At 62.8% G+C, this 25,694-nt stretch carries 14 protein-coding genes and 2 pseudogenes; 7 read left to right on the forward strand and 9 right to left on the reverse strand.

Annotation, left to right across the window (positions count from 1 at the left end; genetic code table 11):
* Nucleotides 1–59 precede the first annotated feature (59 nt).
* Genes NDI65_RS10535 through NDI65_RS10550 form a run of 4 tightly spaced genes read right to left on the reverse strand, consistent with a single transcriptional unit; the run spans nucleotide 60 to nucleotide 5,948 of the window.
* On the reverse strand, nucleotides 60–1,412 hold the full coding sequence (locus NDI65_RS10535; protein WP_042662776.1) for a sulfatase: 1,353 nt from the start codon (nucleotides 1,410–1,412) through the stop codon (nucleotides 60–62).
* On the reverse strand, nucleotides 1,409–4,132 hold the full coding sequence (locus NDI65_RS10540) for a GtrA family protein (RefSeq protein ID WP_089780358.1): 2,724 nt from the start codon (nucleotides 4,130–4,132) through the stop codon (nucleotides 1,409–1,411). Before NDI65_RS10540 ends, NDI65_RS10535 begins: the two co-directional genes overlap by 4 nt.
* Nucleotides 4,129–5,250 carry a glycosyltransferase gene (locus tag NDI65_RS10545; RefSeq protein WP_193310963.1) on the reverse strand — a complete coding sequence of 374 codons (1,122 nt, stop codon included), beginning with the start codon at nucleotides 5,248–5,250 and terminating at the stop codon, nucleotides 4,129–4,131. Before NDI65_RS10545 ends, NDI65_RS10540 begins: the two co-directional genes overlap by 4 nt.
* Nucleotides 5,247–5,948 (reverse strand): polyprenol monophosphomannose synthase, encoded by a 702-nt coding sequence (locus NDI65_RS10550; RefSeq protein WP_089780356.1) that lies wholly within the window; start codon nucleotides 5,946–5,948, stop codon nucleotides 5,247–5,249. Before NDI65_RS10550 ends, NDI65_RS10545 begins: the two co-directional genes overlap by 4 nt.
* Nucleotides 5,949–6,827: 879 nt before the next feature.
* Here NDI65_RS10550 and NDI65_RS10555 point away from each other — a divergent pair.
* Complete coding sequence (locus tag NDI65_RS10555) at nucleotides 6,828–7,088, forward strand: ubiquitin-like small modifier protein 1 (RefSeq protein ID WP_042662773.1); 261 nt, start codon at nucleotides 6,828–6,830, stop codon at nucleotides 7,086–7,088.
* On the opposite strand, the gene NDI65_RS10560 is transcribed toward NDI65_RS10555, so the two are convergent.
* A complete protein-coding gene (locus NDI65_RS10560; protein ID WP_089780354.1) occupies nucleotides 7,089–8,393 on the reverse strand; it encodes an acetamidase/formamidase family protein in 1,305 nt (434 codons plus the stop codon). It abuts the gene before it with no gap.
* Nucleotides 8,394–8,658: 265 nt separating this feature from the next.
* A complete protein-coding gene (locus tag NDI65_RS10565; RefSeq protein WP_139043140.1) occupies nucleotides 8,659–8,883 on the reverse strand; it encodes a hypothetical protein in 225 nt (74 codons plus the stop codon).
* A 258-nt stretch (nucleotides 8,884–9,141) separates the two neighbouring features.
* Between NDI65_RS10565 and NDI65_RS10570 the strand changes: the two are divergent.
* Nucleotides 9,142–9,432 (forward strand): annotated as a pseudogene (locus tag NDI65_RS10570) (IS5/IS1182 family transposase); the annotation flags it as partial.
* Nucleotides 9,433–9,553: 121 nt separating this feature from the next.
* Here NDI65_RS10570 and NDI65_RS10575 read toward each other — a convergent pair.
* On the reverse strand, nucleotides 9,554–10,156 hold the full coding sequence (locus NDI65_RS10575; protein ID WP_310893601.1) for a hypothetical protein: 603 nt from the start codon (nucleotides 10,154–10,156) through the stop codon (nucleotides 9,554–9,556).
* Between the two features lie 674 nt (nucleotides 10,157–10,830).
* Between NDI65_RS10575 and NDI65_RS22220 the strand changes: the two are divergent.
* From NDI65_RS22220 to aceB, 4 genes and pseudogenes are all read left to right on the forward strand, one after another.
* A pseudogene (locus NDI65_RS22220) lies at nucleotides 10,831–11,379 on the forward strand (geranylgeranylglyceryl/heptaprenylglyceryl phosphate synthase); the annotation flags it as partial.
* 94 nt (nucleotides 11,380–11,473) lie between these two features.
* Nucleotides 11,474–13,063, forward strand: a complete 1,590-nt coding sequence (locus NDI65_RS10585; protein ID WP_089781026.1) for a transposase — start codon at nucleotides 11,474–11,476, stop codon at nucleotides 13,061–13,063.
* 739 nt (nucleotides 13,064–13,802) lie between these two features.
* A complete protein-coding gene (locus NDI65_RS10590) occupies nucleotides 13,803–18,650 on the forward strand; it encodes a glycoside hydrolase family 2 TIM barrel-domain containing protein (protein WP_139043138.1) in 4,848 nt (1,615 codons plus the stop codon).
* Between the two features lie 465 nt (nucleotides 18,651–19,115).
* On the forward strand, nucleotides 19,116–20,426 hold the full coding sequence (gene aceB / locus NDI65_RS10595) for a malate synthase AceB (RefSeq protein ID WP_089780692.1): 1,311 nt from the start codon (nucleotides 19,116–19,118) through the stop codon (nucleotides 20,424–20,426).
* A gap of 85 nt (nucleotides 20,427–20,511) precedes the next feature.
* Here the strand turns inward: aceB and NDI65_RS10600 are convergent, their stop codons facing one another.
* Nucleotides 20,512–21,276: an IclR family transcriptional regulator gene (locus NDI65_RS10600; RefSeq protein WP_089780694.1), complete on the reverse strand. Its 765-nt coding sequence runs from the start codon at nucleotides 21,274–21,276 to the stop codon at nucleotides 20,512–20,514.
* Between the two features lie 253 nt (nucleotides 21,277–21,529).
* A complete protein-coding gene (locus tag NDI65_RS10605) occupies nucleotides 21,530–22,411 on the reverse strand; it encodes a GAF domain-containing protein (RefSeq protein WP_042665293.1) in 882 nt (293 codons plus the stop codon).
* 154 nt (nucleotides 22,412–22,565) lie between these two features.
* Here NDI65_RS10605 and NDI65_RS10610 point away from each other — a divergent pair, with 154 nt between their 5' ends.
* On the forward strand, nucleotides 22,566–25,592 hold the full coding sequence (locus NDI65_RS10610; protein WP_089780696.1) for an FAD-binding and (Fe-S)-binding domain-containing protein: 3,027 nt from the start codon (nucleotides 22,566–22,568) through the stop codon (nucleotides 25,590–25,592).
* Nucleotides 25,593–25,694 lie beyond the last annotated feature (102 nt).

The following is a 25,694-nucleotide window of genomic DNA, read 5'->3' on the forward strand; positions in this document are numbered from 1 at the left end:
GGGGCGAACGCGGGCCGAGCCACGCGCTCGCCGGGCGACCCCACGGGACACAGAGCGGGTCAGTCGAGATAGCCGAGTTCGCGGAGTCGCTCCTCGACGGCCGCGTCGCGCTCGGCGGCGACCGTCCCGGTGAAGTCGATGGCGTCGCGGCGCTCGCGTAGCTGACGGTGCAGCGGCCGCCAGTCGGCACCCTCGGGGTTCGGAATCGGGGCGAGTTCACCCGCGTCGGCCTGCAGGTCGAACCCGTACAGTTCGTCTCCCCGCGAAATGAGTTTGTGCGTGGGCAGTCTGACGCCGATCTGTAACGCGGACTCGTCGATGCGACCGGGCGTCTGCCGGGTCGACGCGACTTCCGTCACGGCCGGTCGTTCCGGAATCGCCCTCCCCTCGATTGCGGGCCGGAGCGACCGCCCCCTGAACGACGACGGGGCGTCGACGCCGGCGTAATCGAGGACGGTGGGCGCGATGTCGACGTGTCTGACCTGCGTGTCGACGACGAGCGGGCCGGCGATTCCGCTCGCGGGCGGGCGAATCAAAAGCGGGACGTGAACCAACTCGTCGTACAGCGCGGGTTCGTGACCGACCTGTCCGTGCTCGAAGAGCGCCTCGCCGTGGTCGGCCGTGACGACGACGAGCGCGTCGTCGCCGACCTCCGAGAGGAGCGCTCCGACGCGCTCGTCCGCGTGCCGGACCGAGGCGTCGTAGAGTTTGCGAACCAACTCGCGTTCCCGTTCGCTGAGGCTGTCCGGGGCGTGTTGCGCCCGCGTCGTCAACTGGGTTGCCGACGACCGACCCAACCGGACGCCGACGGCCTCGCGGTGTCGCTTCGGCGGCGTGTAGGGAGCGTGCGGGTCGAGGAGGTGGACCCAGACGAAACTGTCCGCCGGCGCATCGGCGAGCGCTCGCCGCGCCAGCGACACCTCGTCGGCCCCGCCGCGAAGGCGGTACAGCGGGGCACTGCCGAACCGGAACAGGTACTGTGCCGCCCGGTACACCGGGTGGTCGAGGCCGAATCGGTTGATAAGGAACTCCCGGCCGCTATCGAGCGTCGGGGAACTGAACGCCCCGACATCGCGGTAGCTCTCGTAGCCGCGCGCGTAGCCGTATCTCTCGCCGAGCCACGGGTTCGCGTGAATCCCGGTACAGGTGTATCCGGCGTCGGCGAGCCGTTCGCTCAGGAGCGTCCGGTCCTCTCGAATCCGCTCGTACCCCCCGAAATCGAGCGGATACGTCGATGTCAACAGCGCCGGAAACGCGTACGGCGTCGCCGGGCCGTGGCTGACGGCCTGCGTGAAGACCGCGCCGCGCTCGGCGAGCGACTCCAGGGCCGGCGTTCGTGACGCTGTGCTGTTCGGCATGAACGACGCGTGGCTGGCGCGCCACGCGTCGACGGTGATGAGTAGCGTTTTCATTCGTCGGATACCTCGGCGGACGGTGCGCGGTCGCTGTCGATTCGTGACGGGCGAGCGGGGGACGCAGGTGGCGGACCGGTGGTCAGCCCCGCGGGAAACGCCGCCAGTCGAGCCACGCCGGACCCGCCTGTCTCGGCGGGACCGGTATCGTCAGTTTCGGCGTCGCTTTCGTTCGCGTTCACGTCGGCGTCGCTTTCGTTCGCGTCGACGGACGGGTCGTCCTCGGCCGGGACCGAGTTCAGTTCCATCCACAGCTCGGGAGGCACCGCGCTTCCCGCTGCGGTCGTTCCGTTCCCCGGGCCGCCGGTTTCGTAGTCGGTCGACTGGAGCACGACGCGGACGGCGTCGAACCGAACCGTCCCGTTGCCGCCCGCCTGTGCCCCGCGGAACTCGACGCCCGTCGTGGGTCGGTCGAGCGTGAACGCGAGCGTCACGTTCTCCCAACCGTCGGTCGCGCCGACGGTCCGCTCGGCGACGACCCGGCTGTTGTGGCCCGCGCCGACGTTCAGTCGCAACACGGGGTCGTCGCCGGTGCTCTCGACGTTCACGCGGTAGGTCGCGGTGTAGTTCCCCGGCGGGAGTTCGATATAGGGACCGAACCAGAGGTTGCCCTCGCCCGCCCCGCTGCCGACGATGTCGTCACCGACGACTCGCGCGTTCTCCTGACTGAGTTCGAACTCGCCGGCGTCGAACCGCTCGTCGAACTCGTAGTCGTCGTCGATGAGAGCAATCCGCCCGCTGTAGCCCCGTTTGTAGACGTAGATGCCGTCTTGGTACTGATAGAGACCGTACTCGGTTCCGAGGCGGTCGCCGAACGCCGCTTGAACGGCCCGCGACCAGTCGTACGGCCGGCCGGTGAGGCGGGTATCGTAGAGGACGTACTCCGGCGTGATAGCCCCGTACTCCAGTTGGTACTGGTGGAACATATCGGGTCGAACGACGTAGGTCGCGTTCGGCCGCATCGCGACGTGGGGGTAGATATCGTTCTGCGTGAGCAACGACGCGTCGGCCGGAATGCCGTCGATGGCGCGTTCGAGCGTCTCAGTGTGTTCGTTCTGCGTCGGTACCGGGACGACGTTCAGGTCGAACCCGACGACGGCTCCCGTGACGATGTTGATGGCGATGACGGTCGCCAGCAACCGAAACAGGAGCTCCTGAGACGGTATCGAAATCGCGCTCCGGCCCACGACGCGGACGGCTCCGACGTAGAGAAACGGGAGGAGGTAAAGCGGGTAGTGCGCGCCGAACATGTAGTAAATCGACCGCCCCGCGAAGAACCACGAAAACAGGAGGTACGGGGCGAGCGCACCGACCGACACCTCGTCGTTCAGCGAGAGGAAGACGACGGGGACGAGAAAGACGACGAAGTAGAGCAGCTTGTCGGAGAGGTTCACGCCGAGCGCGCTGACGATGAGCGTCGGGTCGCGCACGCCGAGCGCGAGTAGCTCGCCGACGCCCACCCGCGGACCGACGTACGGCTTGAGCGGGCCGGCGATGGACGCCATCGGGATACCGCCGTAGAGGCTGAATCGGTCCATGACCGCCCCGGAGAGCACCTGCGCGAACAGGACGAACAGGAAGCCGGCGAGGAGCACCCAGCGCTCGTCGTCGAGTCGGCCGCCGCGGTACGCCGCGACGACGAGGCCGGAGAGCGCGCCGATGACGATGAAGATGACGAACTCGTTCGTGAGGAGTACGAGCGCGAGAAGGCCCAAGAACGCGACGTATCGGCGGCGGGCGTACGCGTAGTACGCGCCGAAGATGAGAACCGGGAGCAGCGACTGCTCCTGGAAGTCGAACAGCCACGCCGACCAGAGGAACGGGTTGAGCGCGTACGAGAGGACGACCGCCCCGGCGAGGCGGTCGCTCCGGATGTGCGTTCGGGCGACGAACCAGAGGGCCAGCACGCTGGACGCGAGGAGGAACGACTTCGCGACGAGGAGCGTCATCGGCGACCGAACGACCGCGAAAAGCGGGAGGAATAACAGGAGCGTCAACGAGAAGTGCGCACCCCAGTAGGAGCCCTCCGGGTGACTCACGCGGTACTTCCCGTGGATGAGAAATCCCTGTCCATCGAGGGTCGTCGAGAGCATGTGGACGTACGAGCCGAAGTCGGACCCCGTCGTCCAGTAACCCCGGTAGAGTTGGACCGTGAGGAGGCTGAACACGACGAACACCCCGGCCGAGACGGCCACGACGGACCACGTCGGTCTGTCGACCTTCGCCAGTCGCTCCTGCACCGCGGGCCAATCGAGGTCGCCCGCGACCGCGCCCTCTCGACTCGCCTGCCAGACGAATCGGTCGCTGGCGGTGAAGCCCCAGAGCGCGCCGACGCCGATAGCGGCGACGTTGGCCACGAGGTAGTGCAGTCCGAGGAGTTCGACGAACGCGACGAGCGCGACGACGCCGATGGCGATACCGACGAGCCGCGTCATCCCGTACTTCGTCGCCCGCCACGCCCACGGCCGGTGTCCGATGCCCCCGTAGGACCGCCACGTCCAGCGGTCGTTGATGACGAAGTTGACGAACGTGCTCACTACCCGACCGACCGTGCCCCCGATCACGTACGAGAGGCCGCCGATGCCGCTCACGAGGAACAGTAACCCCTCGTTGATACTGATACCGACGAGGCCGACGATGAGGTACTGGACGAACCGCCTGTTACGCCCGGTGAGCGGGAGCGAACGGAGTCGGTCGGCGACCGATTGGTCGCCGCTCATCCGACGACCTCCGGGCGAGACGCCGGGACCGTCTGCCCGAGCAGTAACCGCTTGAGTTGCGGGTAGACGACGTCGAACCCGTGCGTCTCGCCCTCGCGGCGCGAGACGCGACACCGCTCGTCGTAGCCGTCGCCGCGTTCCCACTCGTCGTACAGCATCGCTATCGCGCCGAGTATCTCGTCCGGCGTGTCCCGGTGGAGAACCGCCTCGTTTTCGACGTCGTGGGTCGGCAGCGACGTGGTGACGACCGGCGTTCCGGAGGCGCACGCCTCGTTTATCACCATGCTGTCGGTGTCGACGCGGGCCGCGTGGAGGACGACGTGCGCTCGGGCGTACGCGTCCGCGAGTTCGTCTTCCGTAAGGAACCCGAGGTCCGTGACGTGCGGGTCACTCCCCGTTCCGGTCGCCAGTAACCGAACGTTCGGCGGGAGGCGACGGGCGACCGCTCGCACCGTGTCCCATCCCTTCTCGCGGATGCGCGCGGCGGTAACGAGCACGGTGAACTCGTCGTCGAGCGGGACCCGCCCGGGATAGAAGCGGTCTGTGTCGACGAAGTTGGGGATGTACACCGTGTTCGGGTGCGGCGACCTGAACGCGGGCGTCACGGTGTGGACGGCGGTGTACCGTCTGATGTCGGTCGCACCGATGGTTCGGTAGAGCGCCTTCACGACCGTCGGAACCGGTCCGTAGTGCGATTCGAACAGCCGCGGCGAGACGTAGACCCACGAGTGAATGCCGGCGATGGTCCGACTCGCTCCGGTGAAGAACAGTTCGGAAAGCGGCGCGTAGAACACGTACGCGGTATCGTACGCCGAGAGGTCGTGTCGCCACGCCTCGCGGTACGGGACGGCCGCGTCGAGAACGTCTCTGACGGCGACGCGGCGCGTGTTCCCGGGCGCGTACGGGAGCGCGTGGACGGCGACGTTCACGCCGTCGGCGACGAGTCGGTTCGCGAGGGCGGCGGTCCACTTCTCGCCGCCGCGGTAGTGTTCGAGCGAGAGGTGCGGACAGAGCGCAACGCGCATATCGGTGGCGGTCGCGGTAGCGGGTTGGGCGGGGGGTGCCGCGCGCGACGCGCCGCGGTCGTCACCGAACGGGACGGGTGGAAAGTCGGTCATGCGCGAACCCGCCGGTGACTGTGGTACGAAAGCTTCGCGAGGTGCAGCAGATATTCGAGGTACTCCCGAGACGAGAGCTTCGAGTCGCCGTTTCGCCGGTCCACGAAGACGTACGGGACCTCCCGGACCTGCGCCCCGTCACAGCGCGTGAGCAGTTCTAAGAGGATCTTGTACCCGGTCGGGCTGAGCGTCGCCTCCCGGAGCAGGTCGCGGCGGACGACGAAGTAGCCGCTGAGCGGGTCTGCGACGCCTCTCGCCGACGGGATACAGAGCCGAGCGAGAACCGTCGCGCCGTAACTGACGACCCGGCGGTGCCACGGCCAGGCGGCGACGCCGCCGCGGGAGACGTACCGACTGGCGATGGCGATGTCAACGTCGTTGGCGACCGTGTCGACGAGGACGGGCAGCAACTCGGGCGGGTGCTGTAAGTCCGCGTCGATGACCGCACAGCAGTCGGCGGTGGCGTGAGCGAATCCGTAGGCGACAGCGGTTGCCAGCCCGCGCGCTCCCTCGCGCCGGAGGACGCGAACGTGGTCAGTCGCGTCGTACCGCCGTTCGACGAGTCGCCACGTCCCGTCCGGGGAGTCGTCGTCGACGACGATGATCTCGGAGGGGTGGTCGGCGAGGGCGTCGAGACAGCGGTCGATCGCCTGCAGGATGTTCTCCGCTTCGTTGTACGTCGGAATGATGACAGACACTCGTGGGGTGGCGGGCGTCGCCTCCTCCCGTACGGCCGAGTGAGCGGCCGTATGGGTACCGAAAGATACCTCTCTGTAGTGTGGTTCGGGCTGACTCATGGGTGCTATGCGTTACCATGATAATATGGGTTGAGATGACATATACTCTCTCCACAACGGTTATATTCTAGAAGTTTATTCTAAATTTATTTATAATCTTTACAGTATTTTTTGCGCGCGTGACGAAGTCGGTTCCCTGAATTACACGCGAACGCGTACGTGCCGTCCGGAGAGACGCGTTCTCCGCGAGTCGTCGGGGCGACGGACGCCCTGTCTGGTCTGCACACCGGTACGCGACGCGCCCCGTCGACGCTCGGCGGGGCGTTCGCCCTCCCCTCGCGCGTCCGCGAAACTCACCGCAGGTATGCGGGCTCTTCGAATAGCTGTCCACGCCTCGCGAAAACGGTCGCGTCCTGTAGACGGCACGGGTGTCTGACCCGCGATTTGCCTCCCCGAACCTCTCGTCGCAGCCGTGCCATCGATGCGAAATCGCCGACGTAACTCACGTCTGCTGACCGATTAATCTACCATTTATACGTAGTAAAAACGTCCAAAAACAACGTGAGACTCTGACGGACGCCGTGGCCCGCCGTCACTACGACAGCGACTACGTTGCGCGTCCCTGTAGTCGGCCACTCCACGTCACTTCGCTCCAATCACGCGACCCGATTCCGGTGGTTCAACACTCGTATGCGGAACACGAAGGCCGTCGAGTCGCACTCAGAACGCCCACAACCGCGTTCGATGGGCAATTATCGGATTCTGGGAGTAGTCGGACGGCCAGTTCAGTCCACGTATCTGGACCCGTAGTAATTTGTGCGTTGACTCCCTGCAATCCGTATGCAGATAACCGTTTTCGGGCCGCTTCGGTCCGCAGCAGGCGGAAAGACGGCCGACGTGGCCCCGAGCGGCGAGACGGTTCGCGACCTGCTCGACGCGTTCGTCGCCCGCTATCCCAACGCGGAAACGCATCTCTGCGACGACGAAGGCGACGTCCGTCCGAGCGTCCGGGTGATGATCGGAGACCGTCCCGTCTCGTTGGACGACGCGGTACCGGACGGAGAGACGGTGAAACTGTTCCCGGCGATGCGGGGCGGCTGACTACGCCCCGTACTGCTCGCGGACGGTCTCCGCGAGGCCGACCTCGTCGAGGAGTTCGACCGGGACCAACATCGACAACTGGACGACCCCCGGCAGGCGAGCGATTTCGACGCCGCCGGTGAACGTGCACCGAGAGCGGACCTCTCCCTCGCTGATACCGAACAGCGAACTCGCCCTCGCGAACGCGTTTTCCGTCGCCTCGTTGATGGTCGCCCCCGACCCGATGACCTGGAGCGGCAGGGCGTCGTGGAGCGTCCCGACGTCGTACTCGTCTGCGAGCGCAGTGCCGGCGGCACGCTCGGCGTCGGTGTAGGGTTTCGCGATGTGCGGGAGGTCTTCTTCGTTCGGGAGCAACAACGGTCCCGGCAGGTCGAGGCCCTTGATGACCTCCACTTCGAGTTCGGTCCGCCCGCTCACGTCCGTCGTGTGGAGCGAGAGTTCGCCGTCACCCTGATTTGCGTGGAGGTCGCCGACGTACAGCCCGGCACCGTCGACCCGAACGGGGCAGATGAGCACCGCCCCGGGCCGCACCTCGTTCGAGTCGAGGTGGCCGTCGGTCCGGGCTTCGAGCGCCGCTTCGTCCGGGAGTCCCCAGTCGTGTTCGGCACCGATGAGGAACTGCCCGAAGTCCCCCGCGTTGTGCGAGTCGGGGAGTTCGACGGCCGGCGTCGTCCCGATGTTGCCGATAAACGGGCGGAGACGCCCGAGCGCTCCGGGCATCTCGTCGGGTTCGTACAGCAAAATCGGGTGTTGCCGCGAGTTCTCGGGGAGCGCCATCGCCTCGTCGGCGCGCTCGGCTAACTGGTGAGCACCGTCCGCGCCGACGGTGATGCCGACGGTTCGGTCGTCGTCGAAGACGACGGTGTAACCGTACTCGAACCCGAACGACGACGCGTTGGCGCCGCACTCCGCACAGCGAATCGACTCCTCTCCCGTCCCTTCGACGACGGTCTCGGGCCACGGCGTCCCGCACTCGGGACAGCGGTGGTCGACGAACGGGTCGTCACCAAACGCGTCCGCTCGCTCCGCCATGCTCCCGGTGCTCGTCGCGACGCTCGTCACCTCGACGTCCTTGATTCGGACGACGAGCGCGTCGCCCGGTTCGGCGTTTTCGACTCGAATCGGTCGCGTGACCTCGTGTCCGCCGCGGAACGACGGAGTGATCATCGGTCCCCAACAGCCGGCGGGCGTGTGCGTCTTGACCGTCCCGCCGTCGCGGACCGTTCCCGCCCACTCCTGTTCGGGCCCGACGAGTCCGAGCGTGAACTCGTCTACCTCGAGTGTCTCAGCAGGCTTTTCAGACATCAGTTGTGACCTTCGACCTGTCGTGTGTTAGCTATTGTGTATGCGGAAGCCCGCGTCTCGCTCGAATTCGCTTACCGGTACCGACTTGCTGTGGACGGCCATTTCGGGACGTGAGACTCTCGGTGTTCGGCGGAATTCACCGTGAAACGCGGGTGTGACGGTCACTCTCTCTCGGTATTCGATTGCAAAACGCTTCTGTCACAACCTCGGAGGATGGAAGTGTTGCGTGGCTTATTTCCATGGTATTTGGGAATGAATTAGCTAATTAAGAGAGAGTATATTCAGCAGGGCAACTAGGCGGTATTGCAGTATTGGACTGAATTAGCTTATAGTCGGGGCTCCCAATCTCGGCGTCGTGGTGGATACCAACGAGGATTCGCTCTGGAACGCTCACCTGTGCCTGTTCGGCTATCAGACGACGGAGTGCCTCGCGGACGTCTTCGTCGAAGCCGCTCTCATAGATGTCTCTAACCGCTATGTGTCTCGCCAAGTTACGTGGAACTCACCATCACGCTAAGCCCTTTATTCATTGTGGGGAGAATAGACGCTACCAGTACAAAATCCTCCTCTACTTGAACGATAACGGAGGAGTTTGTGGATCATGTCGAGAACGTTGTCTGGTCGAATAGCTGGCACACCACGTTGATAGATCGGGCACTCCGAATTCGGTCGAACATCTTGACCGGGTCCGTCATCGATAGCACCATTCCATACCCATCAGGCTGGTGCCGCCCAATAGTCTGACCAGATACAGGTCCTCCCGAAGTCGCGGTTACTCCTATTTGTAGAGCAAGTGTTTCACTTGGCTCGGCGAGCTGTTGCCCGCTATTCTTCGAAGCTCTCAAAACGGCGGTACACACTCCACCAGCACATCGTCCTGTTTTGTTTCAAGGTGCAGAAGAATACGACTACCCGTTGTGACGAGCTTATCGAGATGCCTCGGATTCGGAGAGGTATCGAGGTTTAGGAGCTTCCGTCTCCCTCGACGTTGTGTAAAGCGTTTGGTCGGCCCGATATGGCCATCTCGCACGTGCTTCTCAACTATCTCGGTCTTAATTCCCCCGACTAATTGCGTCATCGGAATTACGCTTCCGGCTTCAACCACAGTCACGCTTTCCACGCAAAGATGTCACAACAAAAAACCAGGTGGTGCTCTAAGCCTATTCTACAGTCAGGTATGCCCTAGACCATGATTCAGCGAGATTCGTTGCGGGGTCGAAGTAACATCCGGTTCTCGCTTCGACCTGTCCCGTTCTCTCGGTTTTAACCCGTGAGTCAAGATACAGTTCCGATCCCGTTGGCTGAGCGACTAACATCTTCGCCTTGAAGTGATACGCAGGTACTCCAAGAGCTGTATCTTCGGTATATACCCAATTTTTCTTTACAGCGCCAGCTCCGATATTCGAACTGACCATCTCAGGGCGTTCTGCCATTGATGCTTCAACCAGTGCGTCAAATCGGTGGTACGATGCGATAGTGGGGGAGATCACGTTCCACCTACTTTTCAGAATAGACGTATCGCTTTCGTTGACCTCGTAGGGGCTCCATTCCGAGGTCCAGTTAGTAACCAACTGTGGAGTGACTTCGTGACCATCATCTGGCTCTCCACCCTTAGTCGGGGCTGGGGTTGAAGTACCATTCTGAGTTTGAGAATCACTCTTTTCCGCAGCTGCAGTACCGCTAATAGCAGATAGAGAGACAGCAGAAATGCCAATCTTTCGTATCATCTCTCGGCGGGGAAGGTCCTTTTTCATGTTGACCATATATCCATAGTTGTTGTCACATAATGAAGTTATTGTTGTGGGAAATCTAGTCGATGAATTTTAATTTCTGATCTGTTGATAATCTAGAAGTGTTTACATTGGTGGAGTGTCTCTCTCCTCGGGTTTCCACAGATTCTGCTGGGAACTCGCTCATCCGCACATCGCAAGACGTGAATAGGATCTCAACAGACCTAATTTTTATAATTAAATTACTAACTGAATTTGATAACGGCTGACCTAAGAGACGTACTTCGAAATTAGAATTTTGATAATATAAACGATCACAACCAAGATAAGTAACCAAAATACCACTGAAACTACAAGGTCAAGTCCAGTCGGCGATTGTGGGAATGGTGCCATGAATTGTAGTTGAATTGAGATGTAATATAAGTTTGGGCACCGTCTAGTTAACCGATAAACAGGTCGAAGAGCTAGTTTCCTATGCTACTCTCAGACCTGCTCAAAGAGAGTTTAGACACTGCTACGCTTGATACAGAGCAGGTGTGTCTATTCTACGGCGTGAAGGATAGTTGGGCCATCTTCGTCAATGATTTCAACATCTCTGAACTCAATATCGGCGAAAGTTTCTTTGAGCTTGTTTGCTTCATAGAAGCGTCCATGAAATACCGTCCTCATCTTTGCTTCTGTCTCCTCGACCTTGTCGCAGATAATGAATAGATACTGTAGACGTACTTTCCGTACCAGCAGTCTACAACGGAGACCGCGACAACTTCGTTGCAAAACACGTGGATTTCTTCACAGAGGTCGGGAGTAAGCCGAAGAAGTATTCGGTGCTGGGCTTCCACTTGTAAGTGCCCTGATTGCGTCTAGAGGTCGCGATGCTATTGCCAAAATCTCGGATAAGATACTGGGTGAGGGGTACGTCGTTCAAAATCCCGACTCAAAAGCAGCCGATGAGTCTGGTGTTGAGACACTATACACACCTGATCAGATAGCAGGTGCCGCACTAGCAACTGAATCTTTCTATCGATTTTCGATATTCTACATCAAGTACTCCAAAAAGAATGGGGCCCGAAGACGTGAAAGCAGCGGCAAAATATCTTGACGACACAATTTTTCTCTACGGTGGAGGTACCAAGAGTCAGCAACAGACCGAGGAAATTCTTGACGCTGGTGCCGATGCCGTAGTCGTTGGCGATTGCTTCCACGAAAATCCTGACCAATATCTACAGACGGTCCCTGACGCTCCAGCGTCTCGATAGCTGAGTTGTTTGACTCCAATTTTGAATGTGGCGAGTCACTACCAAGGAGAAAAAGTCATCAACGTTGTTGAGTATCCGCTGACAAGACTATCTGATGGAACAGCGTGGCCGCCGACTAACCGACGCATTTGTCGCTGCTCTCGAACTCCGCAAACACCTCCGTGAGGGGACAGCGTTCTGCGATGCACTTACCGTTCTTAAGCTCCAGATCGAAACGCTCGAAGACGACTACCCAGAGTGGCATCCCGCCCCGTACTCATTCCACGGAATGCTCAAGCTCTTTGTTTATCTAGAAGTCACCGGAGACAGCTACCGATCTCTCACACGCCATCCAGAGCTTGCCGACGTATTCGGTCTCGGCCAAATTCCTAACGAGTCAGTCATCTCTCGAACGTGGCGCAATCGCTTCGATGACGATGTTCGTCGATATATCACCGCCAGCGCACACTGCTTAGTCAAGGAGATACACAATCAGGGCCTCTCAGTTCCCGAAGTCCGGCCACTAGAGGAAGTCAAGCAGTCATCAGAAGAAACTACTGACTCAGCTGAGGATGCTACCGAATTTTCTGACGAAGAAATCTACCGTACAACCCGTCTCGCTCGTGAGCACGGCTTCGGTCCGTTCGACTCTGAGAGAGCTCAGAACGCGACGTATGAAGACACGCGATTCTTTGAGCTTCAGACGTTTATTGGGATGGTCGGCTGTGGTACTCCACAGGGTGCAGCCCGGTTCAAGTTCCGACGAGGCAAAGAGTACGGTCCTCACGGAGACACCCACCTCCGAGCCGTCAAGCAATTCGACCCAGAGAGCCTACTCAAGGGATTTCAACAGGCGACAGAACGGTTGCTTTCGGTGATTCAATCGGAGTCTTCGTTTCGTCGTCCTGTCACCGTCGCAATTGATATCACGACCATTCGCTACTTTGGTAACATAGAGGGAATGCCGATGGTCAGCGGGACAAAAGACGGCGAGGGGAGAGCGTTCAAATTCGCCACGCTCTCGATTGTCGGGTGGAACATCCCGCTGATTCTCGCTGTCGAACCTGTCCGTGAGAGTTCGTCGTGGGACGAGAACCCGCCGAACCGAGTTCATCGTGTAGTCCGACGACTCGTTCGACGGGCACAGGAGCACGTACCGATTGAGATGGTGCTGTGTGATCGAGAGTTTGACTCGAAAGCTGTCTACCAGACGCTCTCGAACCTCGATGTGAACTATCTCATCCCGAAGCGGATTCACAGTGCCGAACGCGAGAACATAGAGACGATGGATGAAGATGAGCAAGAAGTCGCCGTTGAATCGGCCTCTGTCCACGTTGAGCAGGGCTCGCACTCGATGCAGTTTCTCTACGTGCCCTCGACGAAGAGCGATGGAACAGCGGTGTTCGCGACGAATCTTCGTGTGAGCGCGGACGAGGCTCAAGCCGTGTGTCGTCGGTACAGTTCTCGGTGGCAGATCGAGAACGAATACAAATCGATCAAGAACGATTTCTTGGCGAAGACCTCGTCTAAGGACTACCGCGTAAGATTATTCTACTTCGTGTTTGCGGTGCTGTTGCACAATATCTGGCGGCTTACCGATTTCCTGTTGAAGATTGGTGTCGGCGGTGAGATGGAGTATGCGCCGGTATTGACTGCTGGTGAGTGTGTCGAGTTGGTTTGCTCGGCACTACTCCCGCCTGACTAGCGCTCTACACCAGCTCGGACTGCCTGTTGTGAGTGGCGACACTCTGCGAGTGGTCAATTTTTGGGCTGTTTTCGAGCATTCGACGGCGTCTCACCGAGGTCGGTAGTTGATGCGATACCGATGTGGCCTGTCCGAACCACGAAAAGGCCTAGAAAAACGCAAAAATAATCCATCCTCCGAAGTTCTGGACTACCTGAGAAACGCCGCGTCGTTGCAACAGCGACACGCAGAACGGCGAGTCGTACCCCAACGACTACCATTAGAAGTAGAGTCTTTCTCAGATGGCTACCGACTAATGGTGTATCGCTCAGGGCTGAAAAACCGCGATCACGGGGGCTCTTCGCTCGCGTCGACAGGCGACGCGCGGACGCGGGACACAGAAGACGAATCCCGTGTTCACGCTCGCAGAGCGTCGTGTGGTGAACGGGTTGTAATCTTGGCGAAAGCCGAGAGTGAGCGACGACTACCCGAAAGGATTCAAGAGTCGCTTCCGGCGTACCCCATCAATACACGGGGGGAGGTTCTCTGCCAGACATGTAACGTGTTGACTCGAAGATTGAGTGGTTAAGAAGTCCGCAACCCGACACTGTCTTGTTCGGTTCTATTAGCTCTATGTGGAGGGCCATTAGGATTAAGTAAATTGTATATAATTACAAATCGATGACCGTAGTTTCTCAACTGCGCGTCAGGAACGCGGTGGACGACTGCTCTGGACCTCCGACCGCGCAATCGAAGCATTATGACACACTCAAATCGGCGGAAGACACGGACCGAACAGTCACCCGATAGTCGGCTCACACCGACGCGACGGCAGTTCTTGCAGGCGACCGGAATGGCTGCAGTAGCCGTGGGGGTTAGTTCACAGTCCGGTGCCGCGGCAGCGACGAATGCGCCAAGCGCCCCGGGTCGAATCTCGAACCTCGCGGCGTACCTCGAAGACCCCGAGAAAGTCGCGGAGAACGTCGAGCCGACTCACGTCACGAGCGCCGTTCCCTACGAGTCCGTGCGCGCTGCTCGGACGGCGGACGAGCCGTTTACGGAAATCGAATCGCGATTCGCGGAGTCGGAGTACGTCCAACTACTCAACGGGGAGTGGCAGTTCGCGTTTCACGGGAAGCCTGCCGACGTTCCCGACTCGTACGACGGCCTTGCGAGCGACGAGTGGGGCTCGATAGACGTCCCCGGTGTCTGGCAGACGCAGGGGTACGGCGAGCGGATTTACGCGAACAACGCCATCACGTGGGAAGCCTACGAACCGAATCAGGACGGCGATTTGGTTCCAAACGAGGACGGGACCGTCGACGTTCCGGGCGTCGACGACGACGGCCTCAACCCCGTCGGCACGTACCGGCGGTCGTTCGCAGTTCCAGAAACGTGGGACGGGCGTGAGACGTTCCTCCACTTCGAAGGCGTCAAGCAGGCCTTCTTCGTGTGGGTCGACGGCGAGTACGTCGGCTTCCGGACGGGGTCGATGACGCCCGCCGAGTTCGACGTCAGCGACCACGTCGAGGCCGGAGGAGACCACCAGGTCACGGTTCAGGTGTACCACTGGTCCGACAGCGAGGCGCTGGAGACCATCGACATGTTCCGGTACGCCGGCATCTTCCGGAGCGTCTACTTGTTCGCGACGCCGGCGGTACACCTCAGGGACTTCTACGCGCGCACCGACCTCGACGACGACTACGAGGACGGCGAACTTCGTATCGACGCCGAGATAGCGAACTACGGCGATGCTCCGGCCGGGGAGTACGTGGTTCGCGCGCACCTCTACGAGACCGCCCGCACGAAACCGGGCCGCGGACCACCGCGCGGAAAAGGTGCGAACGCGGCAGGCGGAAACGGCGGGAAGGAAAAGGGGAACGAGGCATCCCGGAGCCGCGGCCCGCCGGACGACGCGGGTCCCGGCGGCCGGCCGCCCCGCGGGCGTAAGGTCACGACTCTCTCGTCGACCGCGACCGTGGACGAAAACGGTGCGGTGGTCTCGCTCGATGCCGACGTACCGAACCCCGCGAAGTGGTCGGCCGAACAGCCGAACCTCTACCAGCTCGTGTTGGAACTCGTACCCGCGGGCGGCACGCCAACGGAGGCGATGCTGGAGAAGGTCGGTTTCCGGACCTACGAGACGACCCGCGGACGACACGGTGCCGAGGTTCTGGTCAACGGTGAGTCGGTCGATATTCAGGGCGTGAACCGCCACGAGACCGACCCGGACTTCGGGCGAACGGTCCCGATCGAGCGCGTTCGGGAGGACATCGAGACGATGCGGCAGTTCAACATCAACGCGGTCCGGACGTCCCACTACCCGAACGACCCGTCGTTGTACCGACTCGCGGACGAGTACGGCCTCTACCTGCAGGACGAAGTCTGCGTCGAGTCCCACTGGTGGCAGGGACTGCTCGCCAACACCGAAGTCTACCACGACCAGGCGGTCGCGCAGTTCCGCCGAATGGTGCTTCGAGACCGCAACCACGCCTCGGTCTTCAGTTGGTCGACCGGCAACGAGGCGGGGACCGGTGCCGAGCACATCGAGATGGCGTCGCTCGCGGCCGACTCTGACGAGTTCATCCCCGAGGATACCGCCGATGTCAGCGGCGTCGAGACCGTCGAGTCGTTCGACGGGGACGTAGAGGGGGTAGCCCCTGACCGCATCCTCTATCACCAGCCGAACGGCGGCGGCTGGAACGTCGAGTACAGCGACATGCTCGGGCCTCGGTACGCCGATATCGGTACCTTGCTGTCGGTCGGTGACGGGTCGTACATCGGCGACGGGCTCCGCCCCGTAGTGATGGGCGAGTACAACCACGCGATGGGCAACAGTCTGGGGCTCGTACACGAGATGTGGAACGAGTACATAAAGCCGCCCGTCCGGGAGGCGACTGACCGGACGGGGTCCGAGAACCCCGGCGTGCTCGTCGGTTCGCCGGCTGTCGTCCCCGGACCGGACGCCGCACCGGGAGGCAACACCGACGGAGCCATCGAACTCGGCGCGGGCGACGCGATCGAGATTCGACGCGACGCCGAACTCGAACACGGCGGCGAGTTCACGGTCGGCGCGACGATTTCCGTCGACGAGGGGACCGCAATGGACGCCGACGTTCCCATCGTCGTCGACGACGGCAGGTACGCGCTGGCGGTTTCGGACGGCGAAATCCAGTTCTCGGTCGGAGGCGGTGAGAGCACGGTCTCAGCTCCGGTCCCCGACAGTGGTCTCGACGGCTGGACGACCGTCGTCGGCGTCGCCGATTCCACCGAGCTCGAAATCTACGTCGACGGCGCGCTCGCGGGCGAGTCGAGTCACACCGTCTCGGGCCTTCGCGCCGGGGAGGAGCCGATTCGAATCGGCGGCGAGGCCGCCCTCGCGGTCGACGGCCTCGGCATCTACGACCGCGCTGTGAACTCCGACGAGACGAGCGATGCCGATGGCGAACTGAGGGACGGCGCAACCGTCGCGTACGATTTCGCCGACCTGCTGCGAGACAAGAGTCTCGTCGGCGGGTTCATCTGGGACTGGGTCAACCAGGACCTGAACGACACCGCGGCGGACGGCGAGGCGTTCCAGTTCTACCACAGCGACGGTCCCGACGGGGCGTTCTGTCTCAACGGATTGGTCTGGTCCGACAGAGACCCACAGCCCGAGCTGTGGCAACTCAAACACTGCCACCAGCCGGTCGGTGTCGCCGACGCCGACGTCGCGGCGGGAGAGGTGTACATCTCGAACCGGTACAACTTCACGTCGCTCGACGGCGTCGAGGGGCGGTGGGAACTGACCGCCGACGGCGAACCGCTCCGCTCCGGTGACTTCGGTGTCGACATCAGCCCGGGAGAGACCCGCCGCGTCAGCCTTCCCGTCGAAGCGCCGTCCAATCCCGGGGCCGGCGTCGAGTACCGACTGACGGTGCGGTTCACGCTGGCGGAAAGCACCACGTACGCCGATGCCGGCCACGAAATCGCGTTCGAGCAGTTAGCGGTTCCCGTCGACGCGCCCGAACCGGAGACCGCGTCACTCGATTCGATGGGGCCGCTCTCGGTCGACGAAGGCGGCGATATCACCGTCTCCGGTGACGGCTTCGAGTACGTCGTTGCTGACGACGCGGGGACGCTGTCGTCGATGGCGTACGAGGGAACCGACCTACTCGAACGCGGCCCGCTGTTCAATTCGTGGCGCGCCCCGGTCATGAACGAGATTCAACAGTGGGGGAGCGCCCCCGCGCTCTCGTGGTACGAGGCGGGGCTCGACGAACTGACGCACTCCGTCGAGTCGGTCGGCGTCGAGCGCCGCGACGAGTCGCTCGTCGAGGTCGCAGTCGAGGGCTTCGCCGAAGGCGCTGAGCCGGCGCGTCGGCTGGCGACCCCGGACCGCTCCGAACACGACAACGACGGCGTACTCACGGGGGAGGCCGGAATCGTCACCGGTGCCTCCGGGCAAGCCGTCGAGTTCACCGACGACGGCTCGCTCTCGCTGGGGCGGTCCGAGAGCCTCGACGTCACCGACGCGGGACTCACAATCGAGTTCTGGGTCCGCCCCGGCGAGCCGCAGGAGGGTGGCGCGGCGCAGGTCTACGTCTCGAAGGGCGGACGGCAGTATCTCCTCAAGCGCCGCGAGAGCGGTCGTGACGGGTATCTGGAGTTCGTGTTCAACGCCGACGGCTGGCACGTCGCCGACGGGCCGGTGCCGGACGACTGGGCGGGTGGCTGGCACCACGTTGCGGGCGTCTGGGACGGCAGCGAGATGACGCTGTTCGTCGACGGGGAGCGACTCGGAACCGGGTCCTACGAGGGGACGCTTCAGCACGTCGACGCGCCGACGCAGGTCGGGTCGAGCGTCGCCGACGGTACCGCGCTGGACGAGGTGCGAATCTACGACCGCGCGCTCGCCGAGGACGAACTCGGTTCGCTCGCCGCGGACACACCGCTCGACGGCGCTGTGGCGTGGTTGCCGCTCGACGAGTTCAACAGTGTCGGGGATGCGAACGGCCCGGGCTTCGCCACCAGCTACCGCTACCGCATCTACGGAAGCGGCGACGTAGCTCTCGATGTCGAGGCCCGTCCCAACGAGGGGCTTCGCGAGACGGTAGACGGCTGGCTTCCGAAAGCCGGCGTCCAACTCGAACTCCCCGAGCGATTCGACGACTTCGAGTGGTACGGACGCGGCGAACTGGAGACCTATCCCGACCGCAAGTGGGGTGTTCCAATCGGCCGCTACGAGGGAACCGTGGACGAACAGTACGTCCCGTATCTCCCCCCGACCGACAACGGGAACAAGGCACAGACGCGGTGGGCGACGCTCTCGGACGGTGAGGTGTCGCTCCTCGGAACGTTCGGCGAGGGGAACGCCAACGTCAGCCTCGAACAGTGGGCGAATCTCGCGGCGGCCGAACACCAGTACGAACTGGAGGACCGCGGGTCCGTCGGGTTCAACCTCGACCACCGCGTGACCGGCCTCGGCGGAACGCCGACCGAGCCGCTCGACCGGTATCAGGTCCCGGTCGAGTCCACCGCGTTCAGCGTCGTCCTTCGGCCGTTCGATTCCGACGACGACGATCCGATGGCGCTGGCGAACCGACGGCTCCCCGACCCGCAGGAGTAGCCCCCGAACCGACGTCTCGAATTTTTTCATCTGCGAGGCCCCGTTGAACCTTCTTTCGCAGTTTGTCCTGCCGAATCCGTCCCTGTCTGACAACGGGTACTGTCGTGCGAACGTCCGGGGTTCCGAGAGCCCCAAACAAACGTCGAGGGGCCGAGAACCATTTACATAATCCGAACGCCGGTCGCTCTCACGACAGTGTCGAAGACGGGTTTACAGAGCTATGTCTGTAATCAAACCGGGGTTAACACCCTATATCTGTATAATGTGAACACATAGCATTGTAGCCATTTACATAATGTAAGATGATGATTGTCTGATGTGGAGCGCGAACGACGGGCCGCCTGTCGGGTGCGTCGTCGGACGAGTCGCGGAAGCCCGTTCCCCGCCGGGGCGTCGAATCGGGAGTTCCGATTGGGCGAGTCTAAATGTTTAATATGTTTCGCAAGAGACGTTTCGACTGTCGACATGAGTAGCGACAGAAACTACGAGCGAGAGTTCGTACGCACGTTCTTCACCTCGCCGACCGCGGTCGGCGGCGAGAACTCGGCGAAGATGTTGCAGAGCGCGGCACAACTGCGGGGGATGCAGGCCCCCGACACGTGGATTCCGGACAACGAAGACGCCACGGCACCGTCGATGCGCGACGAGGGCGTCCAGAACCTCGTCGAGGTCGTCTCCGAGCACGGCGCGGAGTTCCCCGGCGAGATTCACCCCCGCGTCGTGTGGCACCGCGACGACCCCACGACCCGGTACGAGGGCTTCAAGCAGATGCTCGAAATCACCGACCCCGAGAACGGGGCGGTCGAACACATCGACGGCTTCGTCATCCCCGAGGTCGGCGACCTCGACGACTGGAAGAAAGCCGACGAGTTCCTCACCATCATCGAGAACGAACACGGCCTCGACGAGGGAAGCCTGTCGATGTCGGTCATCATCGAGAGCGGGGAGGCCGAACTCGCGATGAGCGACCTCCGCGCGGAGAAGGGCAAGCCGTCCAACAACCTCGAACGACTGTTCCTCCTCGTCGACGGGCAGGTCGACTACACGAAGGACATGCGCGCCATGACGCCGACCGGCGAGCTTCCGGCGTGGGCCGAACTCCGGCACAACACCTCTCGCGGCGCGAGCGCCGCCGACTGCATCGCCGTCGACGGCCCCTACGACGACATCCGCGACGTGGAGGGCTACCGCGAGCGCATGGTCGAGAACCGCGCCATGGGGATGACGGGTATCTGGGCGCTCACGCCCGGACAGGTCGTCACCGCCAACGAGGCACCCCTGCCGCCGAAGACCGGCAGTTGGCTCCTCGAACTCGACGACGACGAAATCGAACTCGACGACGAGGACGGCCGTCAGGTGTACGACGGCGACGAACTCTCGCTCGAACAGGTCGGCGACGACAGCTACGTGCTCCGCGTCGACGGCGAGGAACTGGAGTGCGACGGCGAGGAACTCCACGAGGAACTCCTCGACCTGACCACCTACGTCCCGAGCATGGACGACATCGTCGACTCCATGGAGGAGTTCGAGGCGGCCAAGGAGGCCGGCAAGGGCGCGATTGCGATGACACAAGCGACGACGCTGGTCATCGATGACGTTGAGGTCGACATCGCTAAGGACCGCATGTGGGACGAGGCGACGTATCAGGCCGCGATGACGCCGGTCGCCCTGTTCCAAGACGTGTACGAGCACCGTCCGGACCAGCACGACGCGCTCGAAGAGATGTACGGCGCGGACATCGTCGAGCGCGCGATGGCAGTCGGGACAGACGACTAACGCAGCCAGCCGGTCAGCCAGACACGCACAACCAACCCGCGTCTGTCCTTTTGGCGTCCGACGTCCCCGAAACGGGGGTGTCCGCCTACGAGAGCTCCGCTTCTAACGACTCGACCGCGCTCAGCAGTTCGTCGGCGAACTCGCGTTCGAGCCGCGTCATGTCAACCTGATACTTCGGCCCGCCGACGCTGAGTCCGCCGACGATGCGCCCGTCGCCGTCGTGGACCGGCGCGCCGATGGCGATGAGGTTCGGCGCGAACTCCTCGTCGACGACGGCGTACTTTTGGGTGGCGATTTCGTCCAGCGCGTCGAACAGTTGGTCGGAGTTCGTAATCGTCCCCTCGGACTCCCTCGGCAGCCCCCAGTAGTCGATAATCGACTCGACCTCGTCGCGGTCCAGTTCCGCGAGGATGGCCTTCCCCGCGGCCGTGTTGTGCAGGTGATACTCCGACCGGTAGCGGATGCCGTTCGCGTCCCGCCCCTCGTCGGTCGACGAGCCGTAGCACATGAGCAGCCGGCCGTGTTCGAAGACGGTGAAGTTCGCCTCTTGACCGGTCGCGCGGGCCAGTTCGTCGACGACGCGTTCGACGACCTCGTCGCTCGGGTACCGGTGTCTCGCACGCTCGCCCAACAACGCCACCCGGAAGCTGACGTGGTAGACGCCGTCGCGTTTGACCAGATACCGACTCTCCAAGAGCGTGTTGAGGTGGCTGCAGATAGAACTCTTCGAACTGTCGACCATGGAGTCCAGCTCGGCGAGCGTGAGACCGTCGTGTTCGAGAATGAGGCTGAGAATCTCCAACGAGGCCTGGGTCGTCTTGAGCCGTCGCCCGGTCACGTTCTCGATCATACATCGACTATTATCATGATGGTTGATAACTGTTGCCATAATGTAAATCAACTGAACTGGCCAGCAAGCCCCACTAATTCGGGCATGTTTCTCCACGATTTCTTCGGGAACAAACGCAGCACCGCGACGAACGCGGACGCCGAGAAGTTTCAGGCGGCCAGTCCGGGCGTGAGTGAATCGAGGCGCGTCTCCGTCGTCGCGTTTCAACGATGCGAGCGCGTTCGGTGTCCCGTCGCGACTGTTCGTTCGCGCGTCAAATCGCCCGCGACCGTTTCACCCAACCGATGCGCGTGATGGCCTCCGCTCCGAGTTGTCCGAGGAGGCTCGCGGCTTCGAGGTCGTGTTCCTCGAACGCGTTGACGACCACGTCGCCGGCGCTGAGCACCCCGTGGCTCCCGATGGGGACGTACAGCCCCGACCGGAGCGAGCCCCGACTGTGGTCGTCTTCGGTGTGCTCGTGGTTCGCGTGGATGACCGGTTCGCCCGTCCGGTACGTCCGCGCGGCCGGCGTGTCCTCGCTGACCGAGTAGTTCGGGCGGTCGCCGGCGCGTTCCAGACACTCTTCGGTCGCCTCGATAGTCTGGAGCATGCTCCGGTTCTCGTCGACCAAGCGGACGGTCGTGTTGACGAGACCGAGGACGTTCTTCGCCGCGTCGGCCAGAATCTCCGCGACCTCCGCCTTCGAACTCGCGTTCCGTAGCTCCTGACTCGTCCGCCGGAGAATCTCGATGCGCTGTTCCTGTCGCTTCGTGTCGGTCACGTCCTGTACGACGCCGTGGAGGGTGACCGTCCGACCGTCTTCGACCAGCGGTTCGCACGCCAGCCGTATCGACCGCTCGGTCGTTCGCTCGCTCGCGTACTGCACGTCGATAGAGAAGGACTCGCCGTGTTCGATAGCGTCGGCGAGGCGGCCCATCACGCCGTCGCGGTCGGCCTCGGCGTACTGGTCGACGACGTCCGAGACGGTCGGCGTCGCCGACGCGTCGAACCCGTGTATCCGCTTTGCCTCGTCGCTCCACCACAGTTCGTCGCTCGACACGTCGTACGACCACACGCCGATGCCGGTCAGTCGCTGGAGGCTGGCGAGCAGTTGGTCGACCTCCGTTTCGGACGCTGCCGGGACAGCGCGTGCCACGTCAGTTTGGTTCCAGTTCGGTGACCTGACCATGAATGTGGTTACGTACCAAGGACGTGAATATAAATCCCCACCTCGGCCGTCGCGGGCGGTTCGGGGGACGAGAACGCGTCGCAACACCAGAGGATTTAATCCGTGCGTATGTGTACCATTGATGATGGCAGTCGAAGACATTCTCGACTCCCCTCGGGGAGGAGAGACATCGGCGACGACGCTAGACTTGGACCGGCCGGACGTGGCGGCGTACTCCGCGTTGGCGTCGGAGTTACGGGGCCGCGTCGACGGTGACGTGAAGTTCGACGAGTACGCGCAGGTGCTGTACGCGACCGACGGCAGTATCTATCAGGCGCGACCCGCGGGAGTCGTCGTGCCGAGGGACGCCGACGACGTGCGCGCCGCCGTCGAGACGGCGACGAGTCACGGCGTCCCCGTTCTGCCACGCGGAACGGGGTCATCGCTGGGCGGCCAGACCGTCGGCCGGGGCTGCGTCGTCGTCGATTTCACGAAGTACATGGACGACATCGTGGATATCGACCCGGAGGCGAAGCGCGCGACCGTCCAGCCGGGATGCGTCCAAGACCACCTCGACGCCGCGCTCGCCGACCACGGACTGAAGTTCGCGCCGGACCCAGCTTCGTCGAACCGCTCGACCGTCGGCGGCGGTATCGGCAACAACTCGACCGGCGCGCATTCGGTCCGCTACGGCATCACCGACGCCTACACCGAGGAGTTACAGGTGATTCTGGCCGACGGGTCGCGGATTCACACCCGCGAGGTCGTCCTCGACGGCGACGAGTACGAGTCGATTCTCGCCCAAGGCGACTTGGAGGCGGACATCTACCGGACGGTTCGGGGCCTCGTCGAGAACCACGAGTCAGAAATAGAGAACAGATATCCGTCGCTCAAGCGCTCGGTGTCGGGGTACAACCTCCAGAAGGTCATCTACGAGAACGACGACGGCGAGGAGGTCATCAACCTCTCGAAGCTGTTCGTCGGCGCGGAGGGGACTCTCGGCGTCATCGTCGAGGCAACCGTCTCGCTCGTCACCAAACCGGACGAGACGGCGCTCGCGCTGTACTGCTTCGACGACCTCGTCGAGGCGATGGAGGCCGTTCCCGAAGCCCTCGAATTCCCCGTCAGCGCCGTCGAACTCATGGACGACGAGGTGTTCCGCCTCGCCCGCGAGTCTGAGGGCTACGCCGAGTACGCCGAACCCATCCCGGAGGGTGCGAAGGCGGCGCTGATGCTGGAGTGGGACGACGAACTCGTCGACGACTTCGAGGCCGCGGTCGCCGACACGAACGCCCACTTCGTCGACTCCGGCGCGGCGTTCGACGTGCTCGAAGCCTACTCCGAGGAGAGCCAAGGCCGACTGTGGAAGCTCCGCAAAGCCGCGATTCCGCTGTTGATGAGCCTCGAAGGCGACCCGAAACCCTACCCGTTCATCGAGGACGCGACCGTCCCGCCCGAGGAACTCGCGGAGTACGTCCAGAAGTTCGAGGACGTGCTGGAGGACCACGGCACGTCCGCCGCGTACTTCGCCCACGCCGGGTCGGGGACGCTCCACATCCGCCCCATTCTGAATCTCAAAGAGAACGAGGGCATCGAGAAGATGCACTCCATCACCGACGACGTGACCGACCTCGTCGTCGAACACCACGGGGCCTTCTCGGGCGAGCACGGCGACGGGATGGCCCGGACCGAGTTCAACCCGAAGATGTACGGGCCCGAACTCTGGGGCGCGTTCAAGGAGCTGAAGACGGCGTTCGACCCCGACTGGGTGTTCAATCCCGGCAACGTCGTCTACCGAGACGGACCCTCGGACCCCGGACCGGACAGCGACCGCGGCGTCGGCGCGGACATGCGCGAGAACCTCCGGTACGGTCCGGACTACCAGTCCGTCGAGCCCCAGACCGACCTCGACTTCTCCGACGAGGGGGGGTTCTCGCACCTCGTCGAACTCTGTAACGGTTGCGGCACCTGCCGACAGACCGACTCGAACACCATGTGCCCGACCTACCGCGCGTCGAAGGAGGAAGTCCAGACGACTCGCGGGCGCGCGAACATGCTCCGGGCCGCCATCTCGGGCGAACTCCCCGAGGACGAACTGTACTCCGAGCGCTTCCAGACCGAGGTGCTGGACCTCTGTGTCGGCTGTAAGGGCTGTCAGAGCGACTGCCCGACCGGCGTCGACATGGCGAAGCTGAAGTCCGAGGTGAAACACCAGTACCACCAAAAGGAGGGCACCAGCCTCCGCTCGCGGGTGTTCGGCAACATCGACACGCTGTCCGAACTCGGAAGCAAACTGGCCCCGCTTTCGAACGTCGCCGCGGAGCTACCGGGAAGCCGCCTCCTGATGGAGAAGGTCCTCGGCATCGCCAGCGAGCGCGAACTGCCGACGTTCAGCAGCGAGTCGCTGGAAGAGTGGTTCGAGGCCCGCGGCGGGTCGTCGGTGTCGCCCGCCGACGCCCGAGGGAAGGTGCTTCTGTTCCCCGACACCTACACCAACTACAACTACCCCGAACCGGGGAAAGCCGCCGTCGAGGTCCTCGAAGCCGCGAACGTCCACGTGCGGATTCCGAGCGACCTCGAATCGAGCGGTCGCGCCGCGTTCTCGATGGGGATGCTCGACACGGCCCGCGACCGGGCACGACACAACGTCGGGCGGCTCCGCCCCTACGTCGACGACGGCTGGTCGGTCGTCTTCGTCGAGCCCTCCGACGCGGTGATGTTCCAAGACGAGTATCTCGACCTCCTCGACGGGACGGCCGTCGAACTCGTCTCGGGGTCGGCCTACGGCATCATGGAGTACCTCGACGTCGTTCGCGCCGACGAGCACCTCGACTTCGACGCCCCCGCCGAGACGCTGACGTACCACGGACACTGCAACCAGAAGGCGACGAACAAGGACCACCACGCGGTGGGCGTCCTGCGTCGCTCCGGTTACGCCGTCGACCCGCTCGACTCCAGTTGCTGCGGGATGGCCGGGTCGTTCGGCTACGAGGAAGAGCACTACGAACTCTCGAAGGGCATCGGCGAAATCCTGTTCGGTCAGGTCGACGAGAGCCCCGGCGACGTCGTCACGGCACCCGGCGCGTCGTGTCGCTCCCAACTCGGCGACAGACCCGGCGAGTCCCGCCCGCCACACCCCATCGAGAAGATGGCCGAAGCCCTCGACTGACCACGTCACCGACACCCGATAGCCTGACGCACTCCCCCGCGAACCACAAGGCCCGACGCGACTCACGAACCAGCACCGAACCCGCCGCTTTGCACCCGCGGC

Source organism: Haloferax sp. S2CR25, from assembly GCF_031624535.1.
In the GTDB taxonomy this organism is placed as follows: Archaea; Halobacteriota; Halobacteria; order Halobacteriales; family Haloferacaceae; genus Haloferax; species Haloferax massiliensis.

Coding starts and splice junctions, on each gene's coding strand:
- NDI65_RS10535 (WP_042662776.1), bottom strand. CDS start 1,412: ATGAAAACGCTACTCATCACCGTCGACGCGTGGCGCGCCAGCCACGCG.
- NDI65_RS10540 (WP_089780358.1), bottom strand. CDS start 4,132: ATGAGCGGCGACCAATCGGTCGCCGACCGACTCCGTTCGCTCCCGCTC.
- NDI65_RS10545 (WP_193310963.1), bottom strand. CDS start 5,250: ATGACCGACTTTCCACCCGTCCCGTTCGGTGACGACCGCGGCGCGTCG.
- NDI65_RS10555 (WP_042662773.1), top strand. CDS start 6,828: ATGCAGATAACCGTTTTCGGGCCGCTTCGGTCCGCAGCAGGCGGAAAG.
- NDI65_RS10560 (WP_089780354.1), bottom strand. CDS start 8,393: ATGTCTGAAAAGCCTGCTGAGACACTCGAGGTAGACGAGTTCACGCTC.
- NDI65_RS10575 (WP_310893601.1), bottom strand. CDS start 10,156: ATGGTCAACATGAAAAAGGACCTTCCCCGCCGAGAGATGATACGAAAG.
- NDI65_RS10585 (WP_089781026.1), top strand. CDS start 11,474: ATGGAACAGCGTGGCCGCCGACTAACCGACGCATTTGTCGCTGCTCTC.
- NDI65_RS10590 (WP_139043138.1), top strand. CDS start 13,803: ATGACACACTCAAATCGGCGGAAGACACGGACCGAACAGTCACCCGAT.
- aceB (WP_089780692.1), top strand. CDS start 19,116: ATGAGTAGCGACAGAAACTACGAGCGAGAGTTCGTACGCACGTTCTTC.
- NDI65_RS10600 (WP_089780694.1), bottom strand. CDS start 21,276: ATGATCGAGAACGTGACCGGGCGACGGCTCAAGACGACCCAGGCCTCG.
- NDI65_RS10610 (WP_089780696.1), top strand. CDS start 22,566: ATGATGGCAGTCGAAGACATTCTCGACTCCCCTCGGGGAGGAGAGACA.